This is a genomic window from Chryseobacterium sp. Leaf180, from assembly GCF_001424585.1.
Classification (GTDB): Bacteria; Bacteroidota; Bacteroidia; order Flavobacteriales; family Weeksellaceae; genus Chryseobacterium.
In genome coordinates this window covers 732,680-752,861 of record NZ_LMPJ01000001.1, presented here as the reverse complement: position 1 = coordinate 752,861, position 20,182 = coordinate 732,680, and the positions used below count along the sequence as shown (strand labels likewise).

Below are 20,182 nucleotides of genomic sequence, written 5' to 3'. Positions count from 1 at the left end.
ATGAAAAAACTGATCACCGCATTTACTTTGTGCTTTTTTTCTTTTCTTACTCAGGCGCAGAAGCATGAATTTTTAAAAGTTCCGAAACTCTCTAATGATGATCTCACGAAAGAAAAATCTCAGATCGATGAAAAAGCGCCTGTGGAGCTGCTTTACCGCTCAATATATTACCGTGTAGATACTTCAACAGGAAAGCTGATTAAGAATTTTGTCTATCGTGTAAAAGTGTATGATAAAGATAAAGCTGAAAACTGGCTGAATCTCGAAATTCCGCTTTACGATAATAAAAAAGGAGACAGCGAAAGTCTTAATTCGATGAAAGCTTATGTCTACAACTGGGAAAACGGAAATATTGCAGAAACAAAAGTTGATAAAAGCTCGAAGTATAAATCGAAGGAAAACAAATTCGTCACGATAAACAAATATGCTTTCCCGAATGTGAAAAACGGTTCGGTGATCGAGTATAGATATGAAGTAGATTCGCCTTTTCTGTACGAACTTCCGCTGATTTATATCGAAATGGACACGCCTTCAATGTACACAGAATATGTTTTTGATTCTCCAATCAATATGTCTTACCAGGTTGATTATACCGGAAATCTCGCGCCGAAGTATAGTAAAAATGAAGAGATTCAGTCTTACGGATTGCAGACACGCACGTACCGGTTTGCATATGAAAAAATACCTGCTTTTAAGTCTGAAAAATTCGTAAAAAACAACGACAACTACCGTACAAAAGTTCGTGCAGAACTGCATTCCACTCTTTTCAACAATCAGTTTAAAGCGTACACGGCAAGTTGGGAAGATATTCGAAAAAAACTCTGGGATGACGATGATTTTGGCAGTCAGTATAAAAAAAACAGAGCGGTAAAGGAGGCAATTCCTTCTCATATATCAAAAGAAGGCAGCGAACTTTCGAAAGCAAATCTGATTCTTGATCACGTTAAAAATACATTTACCTGGAATAGAAGTTCAGGTTTTTACACTGAAAACGGGTTGAAAGATCTGATAAAAACCAAAACAGGAAACGCTTCAGATCTCAATCTTATGCTTATCAGCATGATGCGGAATGAAAATATAAAAGCCTATCCAATTTTAATTTCTACAATCTCTAACGGATATGTAAATCCTACATTTCCAAACATCGGAAACTTTAATTATGTAATTGCCTGCGCAGAGATAAACAAACAAATGTATCTTTTTGATGCAACTTCAAAACAGTCAAAAATTGATCTTTTGCCTTCGCGTGTGTGGAACAATAATGGGTTGCTGCTAAAAGATGATAAAGCAGAACTTATTTCTTTAAATAACATCAATAAAAGCCACGGTTATCAGGCGGTTTCAGCAAAATTTAACGCTGACGGCAGTATTTCAGGCTCGTACAGTGACAAAGATCTCGGGATGTTTTCGATGAGTGCCAAAGAAAATTTTGACGAAAACCCTGATAAATACAAAAAGCAGTACAAAGAAAATTTCTCCGTAGATTTTACCGATGTTAATGCTGGTGTGCTTGATACCGGCGATTTTGAGGCGAATATGAAATTTACTTCTAACAATATGGTGGATGAAATTGGAAAAAAGAAAATCTTCAATCCTCTGTTGTTTCTAAATACAAGTTCTAATGAATTTGATCAGAAAGAAGAAAGAAAATATACGATTGATTTCATTTCGCCTTTCACAAAAGTAAAAAAGGTAGAGATAGAAATTCCGGAAGGTTATGATGTTTTGGATATGCCGAAAAGCAAAAAAATCGTTACCGATGATAAAGAGATCAGCTATTCCTACGTTGTTGAAAAGAACGGAAACAAAATCGTTGTTACCTCGCAGGTAAGCGTTGCCAGTGCAGATTATCCGCGTGAGTATTATCCTGCGTTTAAGCAGATCTGGAAGGTTATTTCCGACAGCGAAAGCCAGGTGATCAGTTTAGCTAAAAAATAATTTCATATAAATATTTGCAAAAGCCATTCTCATATCAGGGTGGTTTTTGTAATTTAATCGAAAATTTGTACGATGAAAAATTCAATTTTAATCTTTGGACTGATCGCTTCTGTGATGGCGACAAGCTGCAAAAAAACAACGGCAGAAAATAAAAATGAAACCGTTGAAATATCTGTGGCGAAGAAATTTGCCATCGATTCGGTAAAGGTTAATGATTCCGTTAAAATCAACTATATGCTTTCTGCAAGTTATACTGCCACTTTTTTGGTTTTTCCGGATCTGAAAGATAAAGCGCTGCTCGACAGTATTTACGATAACAAAAAAGGCATCACCGATTTTTCTGTAGGTGGTTTGAAATCTTATCTTGAGAAGGATAAAAATGAATATTTCGACAGCGTAAAAAAAGACTATGGCAGCGAAAATCAGGACTTTAATATGGAATTGTACAGCGGCTGGGAAATGAGTCTTATTTCGCAAAAAAATGATTATCTGCAGATCGAAAACCTGTACAGCTCATATGAAGGTGGCGCCCATGGAAATTATGTTTTTGATGACCGCGTTTTTGATTTGAAAATGAATAAAAAGCTTCAGCTGCAAGATATTACCACGATGCCTACGGCGATGCTGTCAGCATTGCTAAAGAAAAATCTCAATAAATTACCTTCAGGAACAACCGATTCTCAGGGCGCTGTAAACAATTCTGACATGCTTTTGGTTGAGGTCATTCCGCCTAACAGAAGTTTCTACTTTGACGATAAAAACCTGTATTTTCACTACAGTCCGTACGAAATTGCCGCCTACGCTGCCGGCGATATCATCATCCCGATTGCATGGGAAGATCTCAAAGGTACGCTGACGGATGAATTTAGAGAGCGAATGAAAATAAAATAAGATAATGCTTCCGGATATGGAAGCATTTTTTAATTTTGTGGTAATGGAGCGCGTAGCATTTATCATTAATCCTTTTTCGGCGAAAAAAAATTATCATCCCTTTTTGGATGAGTTGAAAAGAAAAATTCCGAATCCTAATTATTACATCAGCGAATCGATTTCCGGGACAGAAGATTTTATAAGAGATCATTTTGCTGATACCGATATCTTTGTGGCAATCGGTGGTGACGGCACGATTTCTACAGTTGCTAAAAATCTGATTTACACAGAGAAAATTTTGGCTATTTTTCCTGCCGGCTCGGGGAATGGTTTTTCCAATGAAACCAATTTTGGCAAAGATCTAACAGCTCTTGTGGCCAAACTTAAAAACCGAAAATCGAGAAAGATCGATACATTTACCGTTAATAAAAAACTTTCAATAAATGTTTCAGGAACGGGTTTTGACGGTAAAGTAGTGAAGGAATTCGAAAAAACCAACCGCGGATTTAAAAATTATATCAAAGTTTCCTTTAAAACCTTTTTTAATTATAAACCGATCACACTGCGTTTTTTTGATGAAAAATACAGCGCTTACAATGGTCGATATCTGATGGTCAACATCGCGAATACGCGCCAGTTCGGCAATAACGCATACATAGCACCGATGGCAAGCAAAAGTGACGGTCTGGTCGATATGGTTTTGGTGAAGAAATTTCCGCTAACTTATTCGCCCCTTTTTGCCTACCGAATGTTTACAAAACAGCTTCGTGACGATGATTATGTGACGTATTTACCGGTTTCAGAAGTTGAATTTGAAGTGAATACCAAAAACTGGCATCTCGACGGTGAGTTCAACCAGATAAAATCACCGATTCATATCAAAGTGCAGCCATCAAGTTTGAATATTCTCATCTAAACTTCAAGTCTTTCCTCAATTTTGTGGGGATTATTAAGGCTATACTGCAGCTGATCTTTATCCAGTTGTTTTTCCCAGTTGGCCACCACAATCGTCGCTACAGAATTCCCGATAACATTAGTTAAAGCTCGGCACTCGCTCATAAATTTATCAATACCTAAAATTAAAGTCATTCCCGCAATCGGAATTTCCGGAACCACTGCGAGTGTTGCCGCTAAAGTTACAAATCCTGCTCCGGTAACACCTGCGGCACCTTTCGAACTCAACATCGCGACTAAAAGTAAAATAAGCTGTTTCTCCAGCGATAGGTCGACATTAAGAGCCTGCGCAATAAATAATGAGGCTAACGTCATGTAAATATTGGTGCCGTCGAGGTTAAAAGAATACCCTGTGGGCACGACAAGCCCGACGATTGTTTTGGAACAGCCCGCTTTCTGAAGTTTTTCCATTAGGCCGGGAAGTGCCGATTCTGAAGAACTCGTTCCCAAAACAAGCAGCAGTTCTTCTTTGAGATAATAAAGAAGTTTAAAAATATTAAAACCGTTGTACCAGGAAACTGCGCCTAAAATTAAAACCACAAAAAGCGCTGCGGTAATGTAGAAAGTCCCGACCAGATAGATAAGGTTGAGAACTGAACCCAAACCGTATTTTCCGATCGTGAAAGCCATCGCACCAAACGCTCCGACAGGCGCAGCTTTCATTAAAATATGAACGATTTTGAAGATTGGAGTCGAAAGATCCTGCAGGAAATCTGTCACTTTCTGGCTTTTTTCTTTCGTTAAGACCAATGCAATTCCCATTAAGATGGCTACCAAAAGTACCTGCAAAATATTGTCTCCAACCAGCGGACTTATTAATGTTTCGGGAATAATGTTCATAATAAAACCCGTAAGCGTAGTTTCATGTGCTTTTTGCTGATATTGAGAAACATCGCCTGACAGACTTGCCGGATCAATATTTAAACCAGATCCCGGATGTAGAAGATTACCTACTATTAAGCCAATAACCAGCGCGAGTGTTGAGAAAAAGAAGAAATACAGCATCGCTTTAATTGCAATGCGGCCTACCTTTTTCAAATCGGTCATATGCGCAATGCCCAAAGTGAGGGTGATGAAAATCACAGGCGCAATAATCATTTTTACCAGTTTTATAAATCCATCACCCAGCGGTTTCATTTTTTCACCTATCTCGGGGTAGAATTTACCTAGTAGAATACCGAGAAGAATAGCAACGATGACCTGGAAATAGAGTTGCTGATATATTTTTTTTGATTTCATCTTTTAGTTTTGATGGTCTAATGTAGGAAATTATTTGATTAGGTTTTTTGTTTCGGCGGAGCCGCAGGCCCCGCCGAAACAAAAAATATATTTTAAAAACTTATTCCACAGCAATAGAATCGTCGCCTCTTCCGTCGGCAACAGCATGTACCGTTCCGCCGTCATCAATCAAAATCATTTCGGTTCGACCCAACTGTCCCCATCGTTCCACTTTATAGCCCAGTTTTTCAAGATCCTGAATTACCGTTTCAGGAAAATTTTTCTCAAAAGCCACCGTTTCCGGCAGCCACTGATGATGAAATTTTGGACTGTTCACCGACATATTTGCATTAAGTTTAAAATCTATGACATTAACAATTGACTGATATACAGATGTTGGAATTGTCGTTCCACCAGGCGTCCCAACGATCATGTAGGGTTTCCCGTTTTTCAAAACAATAGTCGGCGTCATCGATGAAAGCATTCTTTTATTTGGCTGAATAGAATTGGCTTCTCCGCCGACTGCTCCAAACATATTTGGAACACCGGGTTTTACAGAAAAATCATCCATTTCATTATTCAGAAAAAATCCTGCGCCCGATACAATTACTTTACTCCCGTAAAGACCGTTCAGGGTTGTGGTGACGGCGGCGGCATTACCGTCTTTATCCAATACCGAAATATGAGTCGTCTCGGTGGATTCTTTCGTCTGCGGAATAATTTTTCCGACTGCCGAGCTGAGCGTCGCTTTATTAAAACTGAAACTTTTCCATCTGCTTTTCAGATATTCATCAGAAATAAGATATGCAGTTTTATCCTGAATAAAATCAGGGTCACCCATATATTCTGCGCGGTCTGCAAAAGCACGCCGCTCAGCTTCCACCATAATCTGAACAGCTTTTGTCGAATTCTGTTGATATTGCTGCAGGTTTTCAAATGACGACATTTTCAGCATCTGTGCGATCAGAATTCCACCACTTGAAGGCAAAGGCATTGAGATAATTTGGTTTCCTTTATAATCAAATTCTAGAGCTTTTCTTTCAGCGACTTTATAGTTTTTGAGATCTTCGAGACCTATAATTCCGTTGCCGTTCTTCATTTCTTTTACTAAAAAATCAGCAGTTTTTCCTTCGTAAAATCCTTTCTGACCGTTTTTCTGAATCAGTTTTAAAGTTTCTGCCAGTTCTTTCTGAATCAAAATATCTCCGGCTTTCCAGTTTTGATCTTTCACAAAAGCATTTGAAATCTTATTATGTATCAGGAAAAAATCTTTGTTTGCATTCAGTAATTCGGCCTCTTTGTCAGTAATTTCAAAACCTTTCTCGGCAAGGTCAATGGCAGGCTGGATGAGTTTTTCCATAGAAAGTCTGCAGTATTTTAAAGTCGCAAAAAATCCCGCCACACTTCCCGGAATTCCTACCGCCAGTCTTCCGTTTTGAGAAAGATCGGTATTTGCATTGCCTTTTTGATCAAGATACATATCTCTAAAAGCTTTACGTGGAGCAGTTTCGCGGTAATCAATCGTAAATTTTTCTCCGTTATTTTTCACACCAACCAAAAAACCGCCGCCGCCAATATTTCCGGCCTGAGGATAAACGACCGCAAGTGCGTATTGCGTGGCAACGACAGCGTCAAAAGCGTTTCCGCCCATCTTCAGAATTTTGGCGCCTGCTTCACTCGCCAACGGATGTGCAGAAACGACCACACCTTTATTTTTTACTTTCACTTCTTTTACAATGGTGATATCTGTAAACTGTGCGTTGAGTGTAGAAAAAGCTAAGATGGCAAAGAAGAGATATTTTTTCATTTGAATGTGTTTGCTGAATTCAATTAATATTAATTTTTAAGAAAAAAAATTTGTGAAGTAAAAATACCTTCTAATTTACAATTTTGTTTTCTTAAAGAATTCAAAATCTCTATTTTTGCGGTATTCATCATATAAAAAATAATCATGGAATCTGTCACGGAAAAAATATTAATCACAGGAGCTTTAGGACAAATCGGAACTGAATTAACAAACCGTTTGGTGGAAATTCATGGAGCCGAAAATGTTGTCGCTTCCGGGCTCGACCGCTACCAGAAAGGGATGACGTCGGCCGGCTATTACGAAAGAATGGATGTGACGAATACGCAACTGATGAAGCAGATTATCCAGGATTACGAAATTACAACCGTTTATCATCTCGCATCACTGCTTTCGGGAACTTCCGAAAAACAGCCGCTTTTTGCCTGGAAACTCAACCTTGATCCGTTAATAAATCTTTGCGAAATGGCGAAAGACGGACTTTTGAAAAAGATCTTCTGGCCGAGTTCGATAGCCGTTTTCGGGAAAGGAATTCCGAAAAATGACGTTGGGCAGGATGTTGTTTTAAATCCGACCACAGTGTACGGAATTTCAAAAATGGCAGGCGAAAAATGGTGCGAATATTATTTTGATAAATATGGAGTAGACGTGCGCAGCATACGATATCCGGGTTTGATTTCCTGGAAGACGCCTGCGGGTGGTGGAACAACGGACTATGCTGTAGAAATTTTTTATGAAGCAGTAGAAAACGGAAAATACACCAGTTTTATCAGTGAAAATACTGCGATGCCAATGCTGTATATGGATGACGCGATCAATGCAACGCTTCAACTTATGGACGCTCCAAAAGAAAGTCTAACCGTTCGTTCATCGTACAATCTGGGCGGAATGTCTTTCACGCCGAAAGAACTGGCAGAAGAAATTAAAAAAGAAATTCCGGAGTTTGAGATCGATTACAAACCAGATTTCAGACAGGCGATTGCAGATTCCTGGCCTTCGTCAATTGATGATTCTGTGGCGAAAAAAGACTGGGGATTATCGTATAATTTTGGGATTGCAGAAATGTCTGCCGATATGATTAAAAACCTGAAAATCAAACTTAAAGCAAATTAGAATATTAAAATTCGGTATAATAACAGCAGATGATTTTACTTACTTTTAATATACTGAATAACGAAGCACCCTGCAAACGCGGACAGAAAATGAAAGAAGGAGAGCGCCTGAAGATCACAGAATCCAATGTGCGTTCGGTTCTCCGGATTCTTGACATTTACGAAATCCGGAGCAGCTTTTTCGTCGAAATTTCTCTGGCTGAAAATCTGCTGGATTTACTTAAAATCATTTCTGCCCAAGGTCATGAAGTGGCTTTTTACAATAAAAATTCAACGCCTGCTGAGATTGAAAATACTAAGAAATCTGTTGAAGATTATTTAGAAAAACAGATCAAAGGTTTTCGTCAGAAAGACGGTGATATTTCGACCGAACTGATCAAATCGATGGGATTTTCGTACATCTCAAATACCGATCATTCAAACATTATGTTTCCTTTTAAAAGACTAAAAAGAAGCTGTGAAATTACGGAAATTAACGGTTTAAGTATCGTTCCGGAAACAATATCACCGTACAGTCAGATTCCGTATAATGATTTTGCGTTTCAGGTTTTGCCGATGAAATATTATCAGAATATGGTTTTTGAAACGCTGAAAAGTGAAGATTTTGTGCTTGTTTATCTTGAATCCTGGCAGTTTACGGATATGGAAAAAAATGCCTTCAAAGTTCCTTTTTACCGCCGTTATAATTCCGGAAAGAAAATGGAAGACAAGCTTGAGGAATTTTTAATCTGGATCAACGAAAAAGAACTGGCAACGTCGCGAATGAAGGATTATATTTTTTAGTATGAAACCTGCGCTTACAGGAACTGTTGCTGTTTCACTTATACTCATCGGTGTGCTTTTTAATTATCGTTGGTTTTGAAAATAAAAATGTTCCTTTTCTGATTATTTTTCTGTGTTTTGTTGCCCTTTGTTTTCTCATTTCCAAACTTTTATATAGTAAAGCTGGAGGTTATGATGATGTTGAAAAAGAAATAAATCTTGAGCATGCGAACTCAGGTGAGTTTAAATATACTGACGACAGTTTTAGATTTAAAAATAATAAATCTGAGATTGAAATTAAATATTCTGAGATTTTAAAAGTGAGTTTCCGAAATGGTGCTTACGGTTATAAGCAAACTTCGCACGGCTTGGAAATTATATCTTTAAACGGTCTTTTTTATTTTGATCAGGAATCGACAAATGGCTTTATCAAACTGATTGATCAGCTGAACAAACATCTCGATATTTCTGATCGGGCAGAAGGAAAAATCTATTACATCAACGGCAAAACGACAATGACTACTGTTTTTGAGAAATAATTAGCTCAACTCAAACAGCGTAATTTCCGGTAAAACACCCACTCTTCCCGGATACGCCAGAACGCCAAAACCACGGTTTACATACAAAAATTTACCTTCGCTTTCATATAAGTCTGCCCATTTCGGATATTTGTACTGAACCGGCGACCACTTGATATTTTTCAAATCGAGCCCAAACTGCATTCCGTGCGTGTGCCCGGAAAGCGTAAGACTGATGTCGGCTGGATGCTTCTTCACGACGTAATCAAAATGTGTAGGATCGTGACTCATCAGGATTTTTGCCGCATTTTGCGGAACATTTTCAAGTGCTTTGTCAATTTTCCCGAATTGAGGAAAAGGTTTTAAACCCCAGTTTTCAACGCCTAAGATATAAAGTTTTTCACCGTTTTTATTGATCGCTACATTTTCATTCCTAAGCATCGTAAAGCCAGCTTCTTTTTCGTAAGAAACAAGTGTTTCCAGATTTTGCTTCTTCTCCTGAGGAGATTTCCAGTCTACATAATCACCGTAATCATGATTTCCGAGAACAGAAAATTTGCCGTCTTTAGATTTTATTTTAGAAAAAAGCGGAATGAAAGGTTTAAATTCTTCTGCCACATTATTGACCATGTCACCCGTGAACAGGATAAGATCAGCATTTTGTTCGTTTATTAAATCAATCGCATGCTGCAGTTTTGAGGGATCAGAGAAACTTCCGCTGTGCACATCGGAAATCTGAATGATTTTATAACCTTTAAAAGCCTGCGGAAGATTTTTGATCTTCACTTTTACTTTTCGCACCCGGTGCCGGTACCTTCCGAAAGCAATTCCGTCTATGAAAAGTCCGGAAAGTACGCCTCCAAAAGCCAATCCAAGTAAACTCAAAAATTTTCTTCTGCCAGGAAAATGATTGGTTTCAGGTTTGAAAACGCCAAAGAAATACGAAATCAAGCGCACGATATCATCAATGAGAAGAAATAATGCGATGAAAATTTTAGGCAAAATGAACACTAAAAACAGCGAAAACATAATCTGCGCGCGCGTTGTACTTCTGTCCGTACGCTGAAAATTTAATGCCTCATAGGCAAATATTCCGTAGATAATTACAGTAATTAAAATATAACCGCCACGCACCCAAACATTGCCAGAAATTGTTTTGATTGCCTGATAAATGTAAAATTCTAGCAGCAGAAAAATCGCTGCAATAATTAAAATATTTTTTCGCATTGTATTTTTTTAAAAAAAGCACAAAAGAAATTTCTTTGTGCTTTAAACTTTTTATGATGTTGGCAGCCCTCTACGGAAATCTATAAACTATCGCATTAATGTTCATTCCCGCGCCCACAGATGTCATCACGATATTTCCTTTTTCTTTAAACGTCTGACCGTCCATTTTTCCTTTAATTATCAAATCATACATTGTAGGAATCGTGGCTACAGAAGAGTTTCCGAAGCTTTGAATGGTCATTGGAGAGATCGCATGATCGTATTCTCTAATGTCGTAAAGCCTATGCAGACGCTCGATCATCGCGTAATCCATCTTTGCATTTGCCTGATGAATTAAAATTTTGTCGATATCTTCCATGGTAAGATCTGCGCTGTCGATGGTTTCTTTGATTGCGGCAGGAACGTTTTTCAACGCATATTCGTAAATTTTTCTACCGAGCATTCTGATGTAGAGTTTTTTATCTTCCACATTCGGGTTGATGGTTCCGCCGTTTCGAAGGTATTCGAGTTCAGGACCGTTATCGCAAATCGTATTGTGCGAGATAATTCCTACATTTTCCTGTTCGGTTGCCTGTACAACTACTGCACCGGCGCCGTCAGCAAAGATCATTTTATTTCTGTCGTAAGGATCTGTAACGCGGCTTAATGTTTCTGCACCAACGACCAAGATTGTTTTTGCAGCTTTAGCTTTAATGAGATTATTTGCCAAAATCATCGCTTCCACCCAACCTGGACAACCGAAAATCATATCGTAAGTGACACATTTTCTGTTGGTAATTCCTAAAAGATTTTTCACGCGCGCTGCCATATTGGGCATAAAATTAGCGTTTCCTTCAGGGCCAAGTTCACCAAAATTGCTGGCGTAGATGATGTAATCTAATGTTTCAGGATTTATTTTTGCGTCTTCAATGGCCGTTTTAGCAGCTTCAAAACCGATTTTAGAATTGCTCATATCATCGCTGATATATCTTCGGTTTTCGATCTCGGTAATTTCTACAAATTTTGAGATAATTTCTTCAGCAGGTTTATCGATTTTTTCGCCTTCATCAGTAAAAAACTCACTTTTCATAAAGTAATCTCTACCAATAACTCTTTCAGGAATATAAGAGCCAGAACCAATAATGATCGTATTCGGCATTCGCGTAAATGATTTTTTTTGAAGAGGCAAAGTTAATGATTAATATTAATAAGAAAGAATTAAAAATATTATTAAATTTGCAAAAATTGGTTTCACCACACATGAAAAACAATCCGTCGCTGAAAGGTTTACTTATCGCTATCGCACTCGGTATCTTCGCTTTCGGAGTTTATTTTATATACCTCGCAAAGCGGAACGATTATCTCGTAGACAATCCTACGCCGCAGACCTATTATTTTAAAATAAATAATGGCTCAGAAGGCATCATTGCTGCCGGACAGTCGGTAAAAGTGGATGTGAAAAAAGGCAAAAATACGATTCAGGTTTTCGACAGAAACAAAAAAATGCTGTACGATTCTGCCTTTAATGTTGAAAGACAGCGTGGTCTATTGAATATCGCACATCAGGATTATTACATAAACCGCCAGTTTTATGGCTACAACGTAAAGAAAGATTCATTACTTTTGGCATTGGATAAAGTGATGATCGACGGAAAACCTTATTATGGCGGCCCGAAACATTTCAACAAACTTTATACAGAAGATTTTTATTATAACGTGAACGAAGATTATGATAAGATAATCAAAAATATAGACAAGGTAGAATCGCGCACGAAGATTTTCAGAAAGCAGGATTACCTTAATTATTACAAAGAATATTACCAGTTTTGACAAAAGATATCACCAAAGTAACGCCCTACAACTCAGAAACGAGCAAGAAGAGTCAGGTAGAGGATATGTTTGATAATATAGCGCCGAAGTATGATCTTCTGAATCATGCACTGTCGATGAAGATCGATGTGCTGTGGAGAAATAAGCTTGTGCGCATGATGAAAACCGATGTACCGAAGGAAGTTTTAGACGTTGCAACGGGCACGGGAGATTTAGCTATCGCAGTCGAAAAGGGCACCCAGGCCAATGTGGTAGGGCTTGATCTTTCGCAGCAAATGTTAAATGTTGGCATTAATAAAATAAAAAAACTTAATTTAGACCGCAAAATTTCGATGCAAAAAGGAGATGCAGAAAATCTGCCTTTTGAGGACAATAGATTTGATGCTGTTTCCGTTGCATTTGGAGTGAGAAATTTTGAAAATCTGCAAAAAGGTCTTGCGGAACTGAGAAGAGTGGTGAAGGAAAACAAAAGTGTTTACATTCTGGAGTTTTCTAAAGTAGAGGGATTTTTGGGTCCGTTTTATATGTTTTATTTTAAAAATATACTTCCTGCAATCGGTAGGCTGGTTTCTAAAGACAACCGCGCTTATACGTATCTGCCGGATTCTGTAAATGCTTTCCCGTTTGGCGAAAAAATGAAACAGATTCTTTCAGACACAGGATTCCGAAAAGTAGAATACACAAAATTGAGTTTTGGAATTGCCACAATTTATAAAGCAACAAAATAACCTATGAATAAATTTCTATTAAAAGCGCTGGTTTTAGCCTCCGTAAATATTGCTGTTTTCGCAGATGCTCAGTTCAGAACAAGAAACCGTATGGATAAGCTGGAAGGTTTTGATCAGCAGGTTTTCAGCTGGGGTTTTTATCTGAATGGAAACCGACTTGATTACCACACCGTTTTTGATCCGACGTATGGTATGAGTGGCAACAATATTTTGGTTCAGACAAAAGAAAGCTATAGTTTTGGAGCAGGTCTTATCGCGAAATTCAGATTGAATGATAATCTTGATGTGCGTGTAGAACCAGGTTTGCAGTTTGGCCAGAGACAGCTTATTTTCAATACGCAGTCTAACGATTTTTATCAAAACGGAACGCTTACCAATGCACCGTTTACGCCTATTCCGCTTACAGAAAAAGACCGCATAAGAGAGATTAAATCAACATTGGTAGATGTACCGGTTTTGCTGGAACTACATGGCGACCGTTGGTATAACTCCAGACCATACGTTGCAGCGGGTGTAAATTACATTGTCAATCTTCAGTCAAACTCAAGTTCTACAGAAGACAATCAGCAGCAGGTTTTCAGATCGACAACGCATAATTTTGCTTGGTCTGCGGAAGTTGGGGTACAGTTTTACTTTAATAAATTTAAACTTACGCCTGGCGTGAGAGGAACTTTCTTCATGAATAATGAGATTGTTGCTGATAATCCTACAACGCCACCATACTGGTCTGCCGCGATTTCTACCCTTCAGACAAGAGCATTCATGTTCGTTCTGAAATTTGAATAAACCATAAAAAAGAAAGATATAAAAAGGAGATGCTGATGCGTCTCCTTTTTTGTTGACTACTCAAAATACAGGGATTTTTATTTTTATTAATGTTAATAATTTCCTACTTTTGCTCATAGTTAGAATAATTATAAACCTGAAATGCTACAAGAGTTAGAAAACCATTTTTCAGAGCTTGAAAAAAAGATTTTGGCCTTGCAGAAAAAAAATCAGCTGCTTCGGGAAGCTTACGAAGAACTGGATAAGGATCACAGCGAGATGAAGCAGAAATATGCTGAGGAGCGCAAAAAAAATCAGGTTTTAGCAGAAGAACAGAAAAGTATAAAATTGTATTCAGCAATATCAGGAAATCCTGAGCACAACAGACTTATGAAAAACCACATCAACAGATTGGTGAAAGAAGTAGACTTTTGTATTGCACAGCTTCAAAACAGCGGATTGTAATGGAGGTAAGGAGAATAACCATCAACATCGCGGGAAGAATATATCCTCTGAATGTACCTGCAGCAGAAGAAGAAACACTGCGCAAGGTCGGGAAGCAGATAGAAAATATGATTAAAGATTTTGAACAGAATTTTGATGTAAGAGATAAGCAGGATGCGATCGCCATGTGTGCCCTGAAACTTGGAACCAATGCTGAAGTGCTTTCTCTGAGCAACGAAAAAAATATACAATCGGCAAATGAGCGTCTGAAAAAGATCAATCAAATGCTGGATGATGCAGCTGAGTAATACTCGCCGCAAAACCTCTGCCTACAGTAATTCTAACACATTAAAGGTAAACTCAACGCTAAACAATTACCGGACAAATGTCTATGGAATGGCGCGCCGGCCTGCCGGATTACAGACCATAGAAATCAGTTCAAATCGTGTTGATTAGGAGTTTACTCTATATCACTGAATTATTGTAGGCTTTTTTTATTTAATAAACAGGACAATTAAAACTCAATATATATGATAACACCCATTATAGTAGGCGTGATTTGTTTGGTCGCAGGAGCACTTTTCGGAATCTTTTTTTCTAAAAGTTCGCTTAATACCAAAGCAAAATTTATTATAGATGATGCCAAAAAACAAGCTGAAAATCTTATCGAAAAGGCTAATGTGCAGGCAGAATCTATTAAAAAAGAGAAAAACGTACAGGCAAAAGAAAAATTTCTTGAACTGAAATCTCAGCATGACGCCGATATCCAGACTCGCGAAAAGAAAATGCAGGACGCAGAAAAGCGAATCAAAGACAAAGAAAATAAATTAAATGATGATCTGAATAAGACAGGTAAACTTGAAAAAGACCTTGACCGTCAGATCGCAGATTACGCAAGAAAGTCTGAAATTATAGATAAAAAACAGCAGGAACTTGACACTGCGGTTGCGAGAAAAGTAGAAATGCTCGAAAAAGTCGCCAATTACACTGCTGAAGAAGCAAAAGTAGAGTTGGTTGAAAGTATGCGAGCAGAAGCAAAATCTAGAGCGCAGGCACACGTACAGAGCATTATGGAAGAAGCTCAGCTGAATGCTAAAAGTGAAGCGAGAAAAATCGTTATTCAGACCATTCAGAGAATCGGGACAGAGCAGGCGATTGAGAACTCGGTTTCGGTATTCAATATCGAATCTGATGAAGTGAAAGGCAGAATTATCGGTAGAGAAGGACGAAATATCCGTGCTTTGGAAGCCATGACAGGAGTTGAAATTATCGTTGATGATACTCCGGAAGCGATTCTTTTATCTTGTTTTGATCCTGTGAGAAGAGAAATCGCAAGATTATCACTTCACCGTTTGGTAACCGACGGTAGAATTCACCCGGCAAGAATAGAGGAAGTTGTAGAGAAAACCAAAAAAATGATCGAAGAAGAGATCATCGAAGTGGGCAAGAGAACAATAATCGATCTGGGTATTCACGGTCTTCATCCGGAATTGGTGAAAATTATCGGTAGAATGAAATACCGTTCTTCTTACGGACAGAACCTTCTTCAGCACTCGAGAGAAGTGGCAAATATCGCTGCGACAATGGCTGCTGAATTAGGTTTAAATGTAAAATTAGCGAAAAGAGCAGGTCTTTTGCATGATATCGGGAAAGTTCCAGAACAGGAATCTGAACTTCCACATGCACTTTTAGGAATGCAGTGGGCAGAAAAATATGGTGAAAATGCTGAAGTAATCAATGCGATTGGCGCTCACCATGACGAAGTAGAAATGACGTCTTTACTTTCTCCGATCATCCAGGTGGCTGATGCGATCTCCGGCGCAAGACCGGGCGCAAGACGTCAGGTTTTAGAATCTTATATTCAGAGACTGAAGGATCTGGAAGCGGCAGCTTTAAGTTTTGAAGGTGTTTCCAGCGCTTATGCGATTCAGGCCGGTCGTGAATTGAGAGTAATGGTGGAAAGCGGAAAAGTAAATGACGAGATTGCTTCGCAGCTCTCTTACGATATTTCTGAGAAGATTCAGAATGAATTAACTTATCCTGGGCAGGTTCGTGTAACCGTTATCCGTGAAACTCGTGCAGTGAATATCGCAAGATAATTAAGCTTAAAACAATTAAAAAGTCCTTTCAAACCTATTTTGAAAGGATTTTTTATGATTTAATAAAAATTTAAGGCTAAAAATTATGAATTTAATGAAAAAAAATGGTATATTGTCAAAATATCCGTTTGGGATTTATACAATTGTTAAATAGCGACTTTAAATAATGAAAAAAGTTTTTTACCTCAATAGCTGCGAGACCTGCAGAAAGATTATAGCTAAATTTGATTTGCGCGGCTGGGAAATGCGTGAGATTAAAAAAGAGCCGATCACCAAAGAAGAAGTGGAGGCCATGCATAAAATTACAAACTCGTACGAAGATATTTTCAGCAAGAAATCTACTCAGATTAAACTTCGCGAAATTGATCCTAAAACCCTTACAGAAGATGATTACAAAGAGTTACTGCTTGATCATTACACATTCCTGAAGCGACCTGTTTTTCTTACCGACAACGAGATTTTCGTAGGAAACGACAAAAAAAATATCGATAATCTGAGAGCCTTTTTCAACGGCAATTAGTTTTAAAGAAATAAAAAACCACAGAATTTTATAGTTCTGTGGTTTTTTTTGTTTTTGATGATTTTAATGTCTTATACGAAAGGCATTTTAGTCACTACCGCCGGAATATTTTTATTTCTCACCTGAATAAAAATTTCCGTTCCCAGTTTAAAATGCGGCTTATCAACATAAGCAATGCCTAAACCAATCTTTTTCATCGGTGACTGCGTACCTGACGTAACTTTTCCGATAACGTTACCTTCGGCATCTACCACCGGATAATCATGTCTCGGAACGCCTTTTTCTGTCAGTTCAAAACCAACCAGTTTTCTCGTCACACCTTCTTCGTTCTGCTTCGCAAAAGTATCTTTTGAGACAAAATCTTTATCAAATTTGGTGATCCAGCCAAGTCCGGCTTCGATTGGTGAAGTTGTATCGTCGATATCCATTCCATAAAGGCAGAAACCTTTTTCCAGACGCAAAGTATCTCTGGCAGCCAATCCGCAAGGAATCATGCCTTCGCTTTCTCCAGCCTTCAAGATTTCATCCCAAAGTTTTTCGGCATTTTCATTTTTAAAATAAATCTCAAAGCCACCGCTTCCAGTATAGCCAGTATTTGAAATAATCACATCATTAACTCCGGCAACAGTTCCTTCCGTGAAGTGGTAATAAGGAATTTCAGATAAATTAGTTTCAGTAAGTTTCTGAAGAATTTCTGTCGCTTTCGGGCCTTGAACAGCAAGAAGAGACATCTCATCTGAAGCATTGGTCATTTTCGCACCAAACGTATTGAATTTAGAAATATGATTCCAGTCTTTATCGATATTTGAAGCGTTTACTACGACAAAATATTTTTGATCATCCATTTTATAAACAATCAGATCATCAACGATACCGCCGTTTTCGTTCGGCAGACAAGAGTATTGTGCTTTTCCGTTTTCAAGAGCATCCACATTATTGGTTGTCACGTACTGCAAAAGTTCTTTGGCGCCTTCGCCTTCGATGAAGAACTGTCCCATGTGAGAAACGTCGAACAAACCTGCTTTTTCGCGCACGGCAAAATGCTCTTCGGTAACGCCCGAGTACTGCACAGGCATATCAAAACCTGCAAAAGGAACTATTTTCGCTCCCAGAGAAACGTGCTTATCGTACAAAGCTGTTTTTTTCATATATTTTTATTGTTAAATTTTCTGGATTGTCTGAATTTTTATTTGTCTAAATGATCTTTGTATTCGGCAAGAATGATTTTAAACCATTCTGTGAAATTTTCAGGATTTTCTTTCATCTCTGTATCAAGATCAGCTGGAGAAATGTACCGCACCTCTTCAACTTCAGCAGAATCAAGCTGAAAAGCATCATTATAGATACCGGTGAAAACGTGGTCGAGCTCATGTTCCCAAAGTCCTTTTCCCACGTCGGCTTTATAAATGAAAGAAAATTTGTGATTTAAATCTGTTTCGATTCCCAATTCTTCGCGAAGTCTTCTAGCAGCGCCATCGAGGTAATCTTCGTTTTCCCGGGGATGTGAGCAAACAGCATTTGTCCACTGTCCCGGCGAATGATACTTTCCGGAAGCCCTTTTCTGAAGCAGCATTTCACCGTTATTATTAAAAAGGAAAACCGAAAAAGCACGGTGCAGAAGTCCGTTTTGGTGCGCCTGCTGTTTTTCCATGAGACCCAAAACCTGATCGTCAGGATTCACCAATACTACAAATTCTTCCATTCTTACAAATTTAAGTTTTAATCGCCATTGGTTAAAATTTTTTAGAGTGAAATTTTAAAGTAGTTATATCTTATTTTGAAAATAAAAAAAATGTCATCTTTGCGAATTGTTTACCGAAGAAGCATTTGCGATATAATGTAATTACTGATTTTTTGGATTATCTAAGATAAAATTAAATTAATATTATTCGTGTTTTGAGATTACGTAGCTTTGCAGCTTATTATTTTTAAACTATGGAGCTAGATTACCAACAACATATCAGCCCGGTTTTGAAAAACGGCGTAAAGAATTATTTAATTGATATCGACGGAACTATTACCGATGATATTCCGAATGAAGAACCTGAAAGAATGATGACTTGCATGCCTTTTCCCGATGCGCTTGAAACGATAAACAAATGGTACGATGAAGGTCATCAGATTTGTTTTTTTACTTCTCGTACTGAAGATCTGAAGCAGATTACAAAGGATTGGCTTGATAAAAACGGTTTTAAATATCACAGTATTCTGTGCGGAAAACCGCGCGGCGGAAATTATCACTGGATTGATAATCATCTCGTAAGAGCAACAAGATACAAAGGGAAATTCACTGACCTCATTGAGAAGCAGGTGAATATTGAAGTTTTTAAAGATTAAATTTTACGAGAGATTTAAAATCAGGCAAAAGAATTTTTTTTGTTTTGGTTTTAAATCTTTTGTTTTTAAATAAGAAATAAAATGAAAATTTTAGCAAATGACGGTCTCGATCAGTCTGGAATTGATGCACTTACAGCTCAGGATTTTGAAGTGATTACACAAAAAGTGGATCAGAAAGATTTACCTGAATTTATCAACACACATCAGATTAAAATAATTTTGGTACGCAGTGCAACCACAGTTCGCAAAGAACTCATTGATGTTTGTCCCTCAATAGAAATTATTGGTCGTGGTGGTGTCGGGATGGATAATATTGATGTCGAATATGCGCGTGAAAAAGGTATTCATGTCATCAATACACCTTCGGCTTCGTCTGAATCTGTTGCTGAACTTGTATTTGCTCATCTTTTTTCCGGTGCACGTTTTCTTCAGGATTCAAACCGAAAGATGCCTCTAAAAGGTAATACCGAATTTGCTTCTCTGAAAAAAGCGTATACTGCCGGCATCGAGCTTCGCGGAAAAACCATCGGCATCGTTGGTATGGGAAGAATCGGGCAGGAAGTTGCCCGCATCGCCCTCGGATTAGGAATGCGCGTGGTTGCCGCTGATAACAATGTTGGGAAAGCCAGCATTAAAGTAAAGTTTTACAACAACCAGTATATTAATGTTGATATTGAAACCGAGCCTTTAGCGGAAGTTCTGCAGGAATCTGACTTCATTACTTTGCATGTTCCTGCGCAGAAAAATGGTTTTATGATTGGTGAAGATGAATTTGCTTTAATGAAAACCGGCGTGGCAATTGTGAATTGTTCGCGCGGTGGCGTTATCGATGAAAAGGCTTTGTTGCAGGCTTTAGATTCCGGGAAAGTGCGTTTTGCTGGTTTGGATGTTTTTATCAACGAACCAACACCGGATAATCAGATTCTCAATCATCCGAAAATTTCGCTTACACCACATACAGGAGCTGCGACGCTTGAAGCGCAAGACAGAATCGGATTGTCACTTGCCGAGCAAATCATGAATCTGTTGAAAAATAAGTAGATTTAAAATAAATAAAAAACGCCGCAAACAAAGTTT

The 20,182-nt window shown here is 38.2% G+C and carries 21 protein-coding genes; 15 read left to right on the top strand and 6 right to left on the bottom strand.

From position 1 onward, the window contains the following. From ASG01_RS03450 to ASG01_RS03440, 3 genes are all read left to right on the top strand, one after another. Positions 1-1,938 (top strand): DUF3857 domain-containing protein, encoded by a 1,938-nt coding sequence (locus ASG01_RS03450; protein WP_055859931.1) that lies wholly within the window; start codon positions 1-3, stop codon positions 1,936-1,938. Positions 1,939-2,010: 72 nt separating this feature from the next. Next, complete coding sequence (locus ASG01_RS03445) at positions 2,011-2,829, top strand: DUF3298 and DUF4163 domain-containing protein (protein WP_055859928.1); 819 nt, start codon at positions 2,011-2,013, stop codon at positions 2,827-2,829. Positions 2,830-2,845: 16 nt separating this feature from the next. Beyond that, positions 2,846-3,724, top strand: coding sequence for a diacylglycerol/lipid kinase family protein (locus ASG01_RS03440; protein WP_410492796.1), 879 nt, complete (start codon positions 2,846-2,848; stop codon positions 3,722-3,724). On the opposite strand, the gene ASG01_RS03435 is transcribed toward ASG01_RS03440, so the two are convergent. Both ASG01_RS03435 and ggt read right to left on the bottom strand, forming a co-directional pair. After that, positions 3,721-5,001: a dicarboxylate/amino acid:cation symporter gene (locus tag ASG01_RS03435; RefSeq protein WP_055859925.1), complete on the bottom strand. Its 1,281-nt coding sequence runs from the start codon at positions 4,999-5,001 to the stop codon at positions 3,721-3,723. The two genes, ASG01_RS03440 and ASG01_RS03435, sit on opposite strands and share 4 nt — an antisense overlap. Positions 5,002-5,101: 100 nt before the next feature. Next, complete coding sequence (gene ggt / locus ASG01_RS03430) at positions 5,102-6,787, bottom strand: gamma-glutamyltransferase (RefSeq protein ID WP_055859922.1); 1,686 nt, start codon at positions 6,785-6,787, stop codon at positions 5,102-5,104. A 144-nt stretch (positions 6,788-6,931) separates the two neighbouring features. On the opposite strand from ggt, the gene ASG01_RS03425 reads away from it, so the two are divergent. From ASG01_RS03425 to ASG01_RS03415, 3 genes are read left to right on the top strand one after another with little or no spacing between them, the layout of a single operon-like run. Further along, positions 6,932-7,897, top strand: coding sequence for an NAD-dependent epimerase/dehydratase family protein (locus ASG01_RS03425; protein ID WP_055859919.1), 966 nt, complete (start codon positions 6,932-6,934; stop codon positions 7,895-7,897). Positions 7,898-7,926: 29 nt separating this feature from the next. Further along, positions 7,927-8,679, top strand: coding sequence for a hypothetical protein (locus ASG01_RS03420; protein WP_055859911.1), 753 nt, complete (start codon positions 7,927-7,929; stop codon positions 8,677-8,679). A 50-nt stretch (positions 8,680-8,729) separates the two neighbouring features. Next, positions 8,730-9,197 carry a hypothetical protein gene (locus tag ASG01_RS03415; protein WP_055859909.1) on the top strand — a complete coding sequence of 156 codons (468 nt, stop codon included), beginning with the start codon at positions 8,730-8,732 and terminating at the stop codon, positions 9,195-9,197. On the opposite strand, the gene ASG01_RS03410 is transcribed toward ASG01_RS03415, so the two are convergent. Both ASG01_RS03410 and ASG01_RS03405 read right to left on the bottom strand, forming a co-directional pair. After that, positions 9,198-10,403, bottom strand: a complete 1,206-nt coding sequence (locus tag ASG01_RS03410) for a metallophosphoesterase (protein WP_055859906.1) — start codon at positions 10,401-10,403, stop codon at positions 9,198-9,200. It abuts the gene before it with no gap. 70 nt (positions 10,404-10,473) lie between these two features. Continuing rightward, entirely contained in the window at positions 10,474-11,541 is a 1,068-nt protein-coding gene (locus tag ASG01_RS03405) for a 3-oxoacyl-ACP synthase III family protein (RefSeq protein WP_055859904.1), read from the bottom strand. 101 nt (positions 11,542-11,642) lie between these two features. Between ASG01_RS03405 and ASG01_RS03400 the strand changes: the two genes are divergently transcribed. The 7 genes from ASG01_RS03400 (at position 11,643) to ASG01_RS03370 (ending at position 16,768) form a co-directional block, all read left to right on the top strand. Further along, on the top strand, positions 11,643-12,212 hold the full coding sequence (locus ASG01_RS03400; protein ID WP_055862135.1) for a DUF1206 domain-containing protein: 570 nt from the start codon (positions 11,643-11,645) through the stop codon (positions 12,210-12,212). Continuing rightward, entirely contained in the window at positions 12,209-12,940 is a 732-nt protein-coding gene (ubiE, locus tag ASG01_RS03395; RefSeq protein ID WP_055859902.1) for a bifunctional demethylmenaquinone methyltransferase/2-methoxy-6-polyprenyl-1,4-benzoquinol methylase UbiE, read from the top strand. Before ASG01_RS03400 ends, ubiE begins: the two co-directional genes overlap by 4 nt. A gap of 3 nt (positions 12,941-12,943) precedes the next feature. Then, on the top strand, positions 12,944-13,726 hold the full coding sequence (locus tag ASG01_RS03390) for a porin family protein (RefSeq protein ID WP_055859899.1): 783 nt from the start codon (positions 12,944-12,946) through the stop codon (positions 13,724-13,726). A 141-nt stretch (positions 13,727-13,867) separates the two neighbouring features. Beyond that, a complete protein-coding gene (locus ASG01_RS03385; protein WP_055859896.1) occupies positions 13,868-14,170 on the top strand; it encodes a hypothetical protein in 303 nt (100 codons plus the stop codon). Next, the gene (locus ASG01_RS03380) at positions 14,170-14,457 is read left to right on the top strand and encodes a cell division protein ZapA (protein WP_055859893.1); all 288 of its coding nucleotides are present in this window, start codon (positions 14,170-14,172) and stop codon (positions 14,455-14,457) included. Before ASG01_RS03385 ends, ASG01_RS03380 begins: the two co-directional genes overlap by 1 nt. Before the next feature lie 222 nt (positions 14,458-14,679). Then, positions 14,680-16,248 carry a ribonuclease Y gene (gene rny, locus ASG01_RS03375; RefSeq protein WP_055859891.1) on the top strand — a complete coding sequence of 523 codons (1,569 nt, stop codon included), beginning with the start codon at positions 14,680-14,682 and terminating at the stop codon, positions 16,246-16,248. Between the two features lie 166 nt (positions 16,249-16,414). Further along, the gene (locus ASG01_RS03370; protein ID WP_055859887.1) at positions 16,415-16,768 is read left to right on the top strand and encodes an arsenate reductase family protein; all 354 of its coding nucleotides are present in this window, start codon (positions 16,415-16,417) and stop codon (positions 16,766-16,768) included. Positions 16,769-16,839: 71 nt separating this feature from the next. On the opposite strand, the gene gcvT is transcribed toward ASG01_RS03370, so the two are convergent. After that, the gene (gene gcvT / locus ASG01_RS03365; RefSeq protein ID WP_055859884.1) at positions 16,840-17,916 is read right to left on the bottom strand and encodes a glycine cleavage system aminomethyltransferase GcvT; all 1,077 of its coding nucleotides are present in this window, start codon (positions 17,914-17,916) and stop codon (positions 16,840-16,842) included. 38 nt (positions 17,917-17,954) lie between these two features. Continuing rightward, positions 17,955-18,470 (bottom strand): isopentenyl-diphosphate Delta-isomerase, encoded by a 516-nt coding sequence (idi, locus tag ASG01_RS03360; protein WP_055859881.1) that lies wholly within the window; start codon positions 18,468-18,470, stop codon positions 17,955-17,957. A 233-nt stretch (positions 18,471-18,703) separates the two neighbouring features. Here idi and ASG01_RS03355 point away from each other — a divergent pair, with 233 nt between their 5' ends. Together ASG01_RS03355 and ASG01_RS03350 are read left to right on the top strand one after the other, a co-directional pair. After that, on the top strand, positions 18,704-19,105 hold the full coding sequence (locus tag ASG01_RS03355) for a hypothetical protein (protein WP_055859877.1): 402 nt from the start codon (positions 18,704-18,706) through the stop codon (positions 19,103-19,105). Positions 19,106-19,186: 81 nt separating this feature from the next. Further along, a complete protein-coding gene (locus ASG01_RS03350; RefSeq protein WP_055859874.1) occupies positions 19,187-20,146 on the top strand; it encodes a D-2-hydroxyacid dehydrogenase in 960 nt (319 codons plus the stop codon). Positions 20,147-20,182 lie beyond the last annotated feature (36 nt).

Coding starts and splice junctions, on each gene's coding strand:
- ASG01_RS03445 (WP_055859928.1), top strand. CDS start 2,011: ATGAAAAATTCAATTTTAATCTTTGGACTGATCGCTTCTGTGATGGCG.
- ASG01_RS03425 (WP_055859919.1), top strand. CDS start 6,932: ATGGAATCTGTCACGGAAAAAATATTAATCACAGGAGCTTTAGGACAA.
- ASG01_RS03440 (WP_410492796.1), top strand. CDS start 2,846: ATGGAAGCATTTTTTAATTTTGTGGTAATGGAGCGCGTAGCATTTATC.
- ASG01_RS03435 (WP_055859925.1), bottom strand. CDS start 5,001: ATGAAATCAAAAAAAATATATCAGCAACTCTATTTCCAGGTCATCGTT.
- idi (WP_055859881.1), bottom strand. CDS start 18,470: ATGGAAGAATTTGTAGTATTGGTGAATCCTGACGATCAGGTTTTGGGT.
- ASG01_RS03410 (WP_055859906.1), bottom strand. CDS start 10,403: ATGCGAAAAAATATTTTAATTATTGCAGCGATTTTTCTGCTGCTAGAA.
- ASG01_RS03450 (WP_055859931.1), top strand. CDS start 1: ATGAAAAAACTGATCACCGCATTTACTTTGTGCTTTTTTTCTTTTCTT.
- ASG01_RS03405 (WP_055859904.1), bottom strand. CDS start 11,541: ATGCCGAATACGATCATTATTGGTTCTGGCTCTTATATTCCTGAAAGA.
- ggt (WP_055859922.1), bottom strand. CDS start 6,787: ATGAAAAAATATCTCTTCTTTGCCATCTTAGCTTTTTCTACACTCAAC.
- ASG01_RS03390 (WP_055859899.1), top strand. CDS start 12,944: ATGAATAAATTTCTATTAAAAGCGCTGGTTTTAGCCTCCGTAAATATT.
- rny (WP_055859891.1), top strand. CDS start 14,680: ATGATAACACCCATTATAGTAGGCGTGATTTGTTTGGTCGCAGGAGCA.
- ASG01_RS03370 (WP_055859887.1), top strand. CDS start 16,415: ATGAAAAAAGTTTTTTACCTCAATAGCTGCGAGACCTGCAGAAAGATT.
- ASG01_RS03385 (WP_055859896.1), top strand. CDS start 13,868: ATGCTACAAGAGTTAGAAAACCATTTTTCAGAGCTTGAAAAAAAGATT.
- ASG01_RS03400 (WP_055862135.1), top strand. CDS start 11,643: ATGAAAAACAATCCGTCGCTGAAAGGTTTACTTATCGCTATCGCACTC.
- ASG01_RS03355 (WP_055859877.1), top strand. CDS start 18,704: ATGGAGCTAGATTACCAACAACATATCAGCCCGGTTTTGAAAAACGGC.
- ASG01_RS03380 (WP_055859893.1), top strand. CDS start 14,170: ATGGAGGTAAGGAGAATAACCATCAACATCGCGGGAAGAATATATCCT.
- ASG01_RS03420 (WP_055859911.1), top strand. CDS start 7,927: ATGATTTTACTTACTTTTAATATACTGAATAACGAAGCACCCTGCAAA.
- gcvT (WP_055859884.1), bottom strand. CDS start 17,916: ATGAAAAAAACAGCTTTGTACGATAAGCACGTTTCTCTGGGAGCGAAA.
- ASG01_RS03350 (WP_055859874.1), top strand. CDS start 19,187: ATGAAAATTTTAGCAAATGACGGTCTCGATCAGTCTGGAATTGATGCA.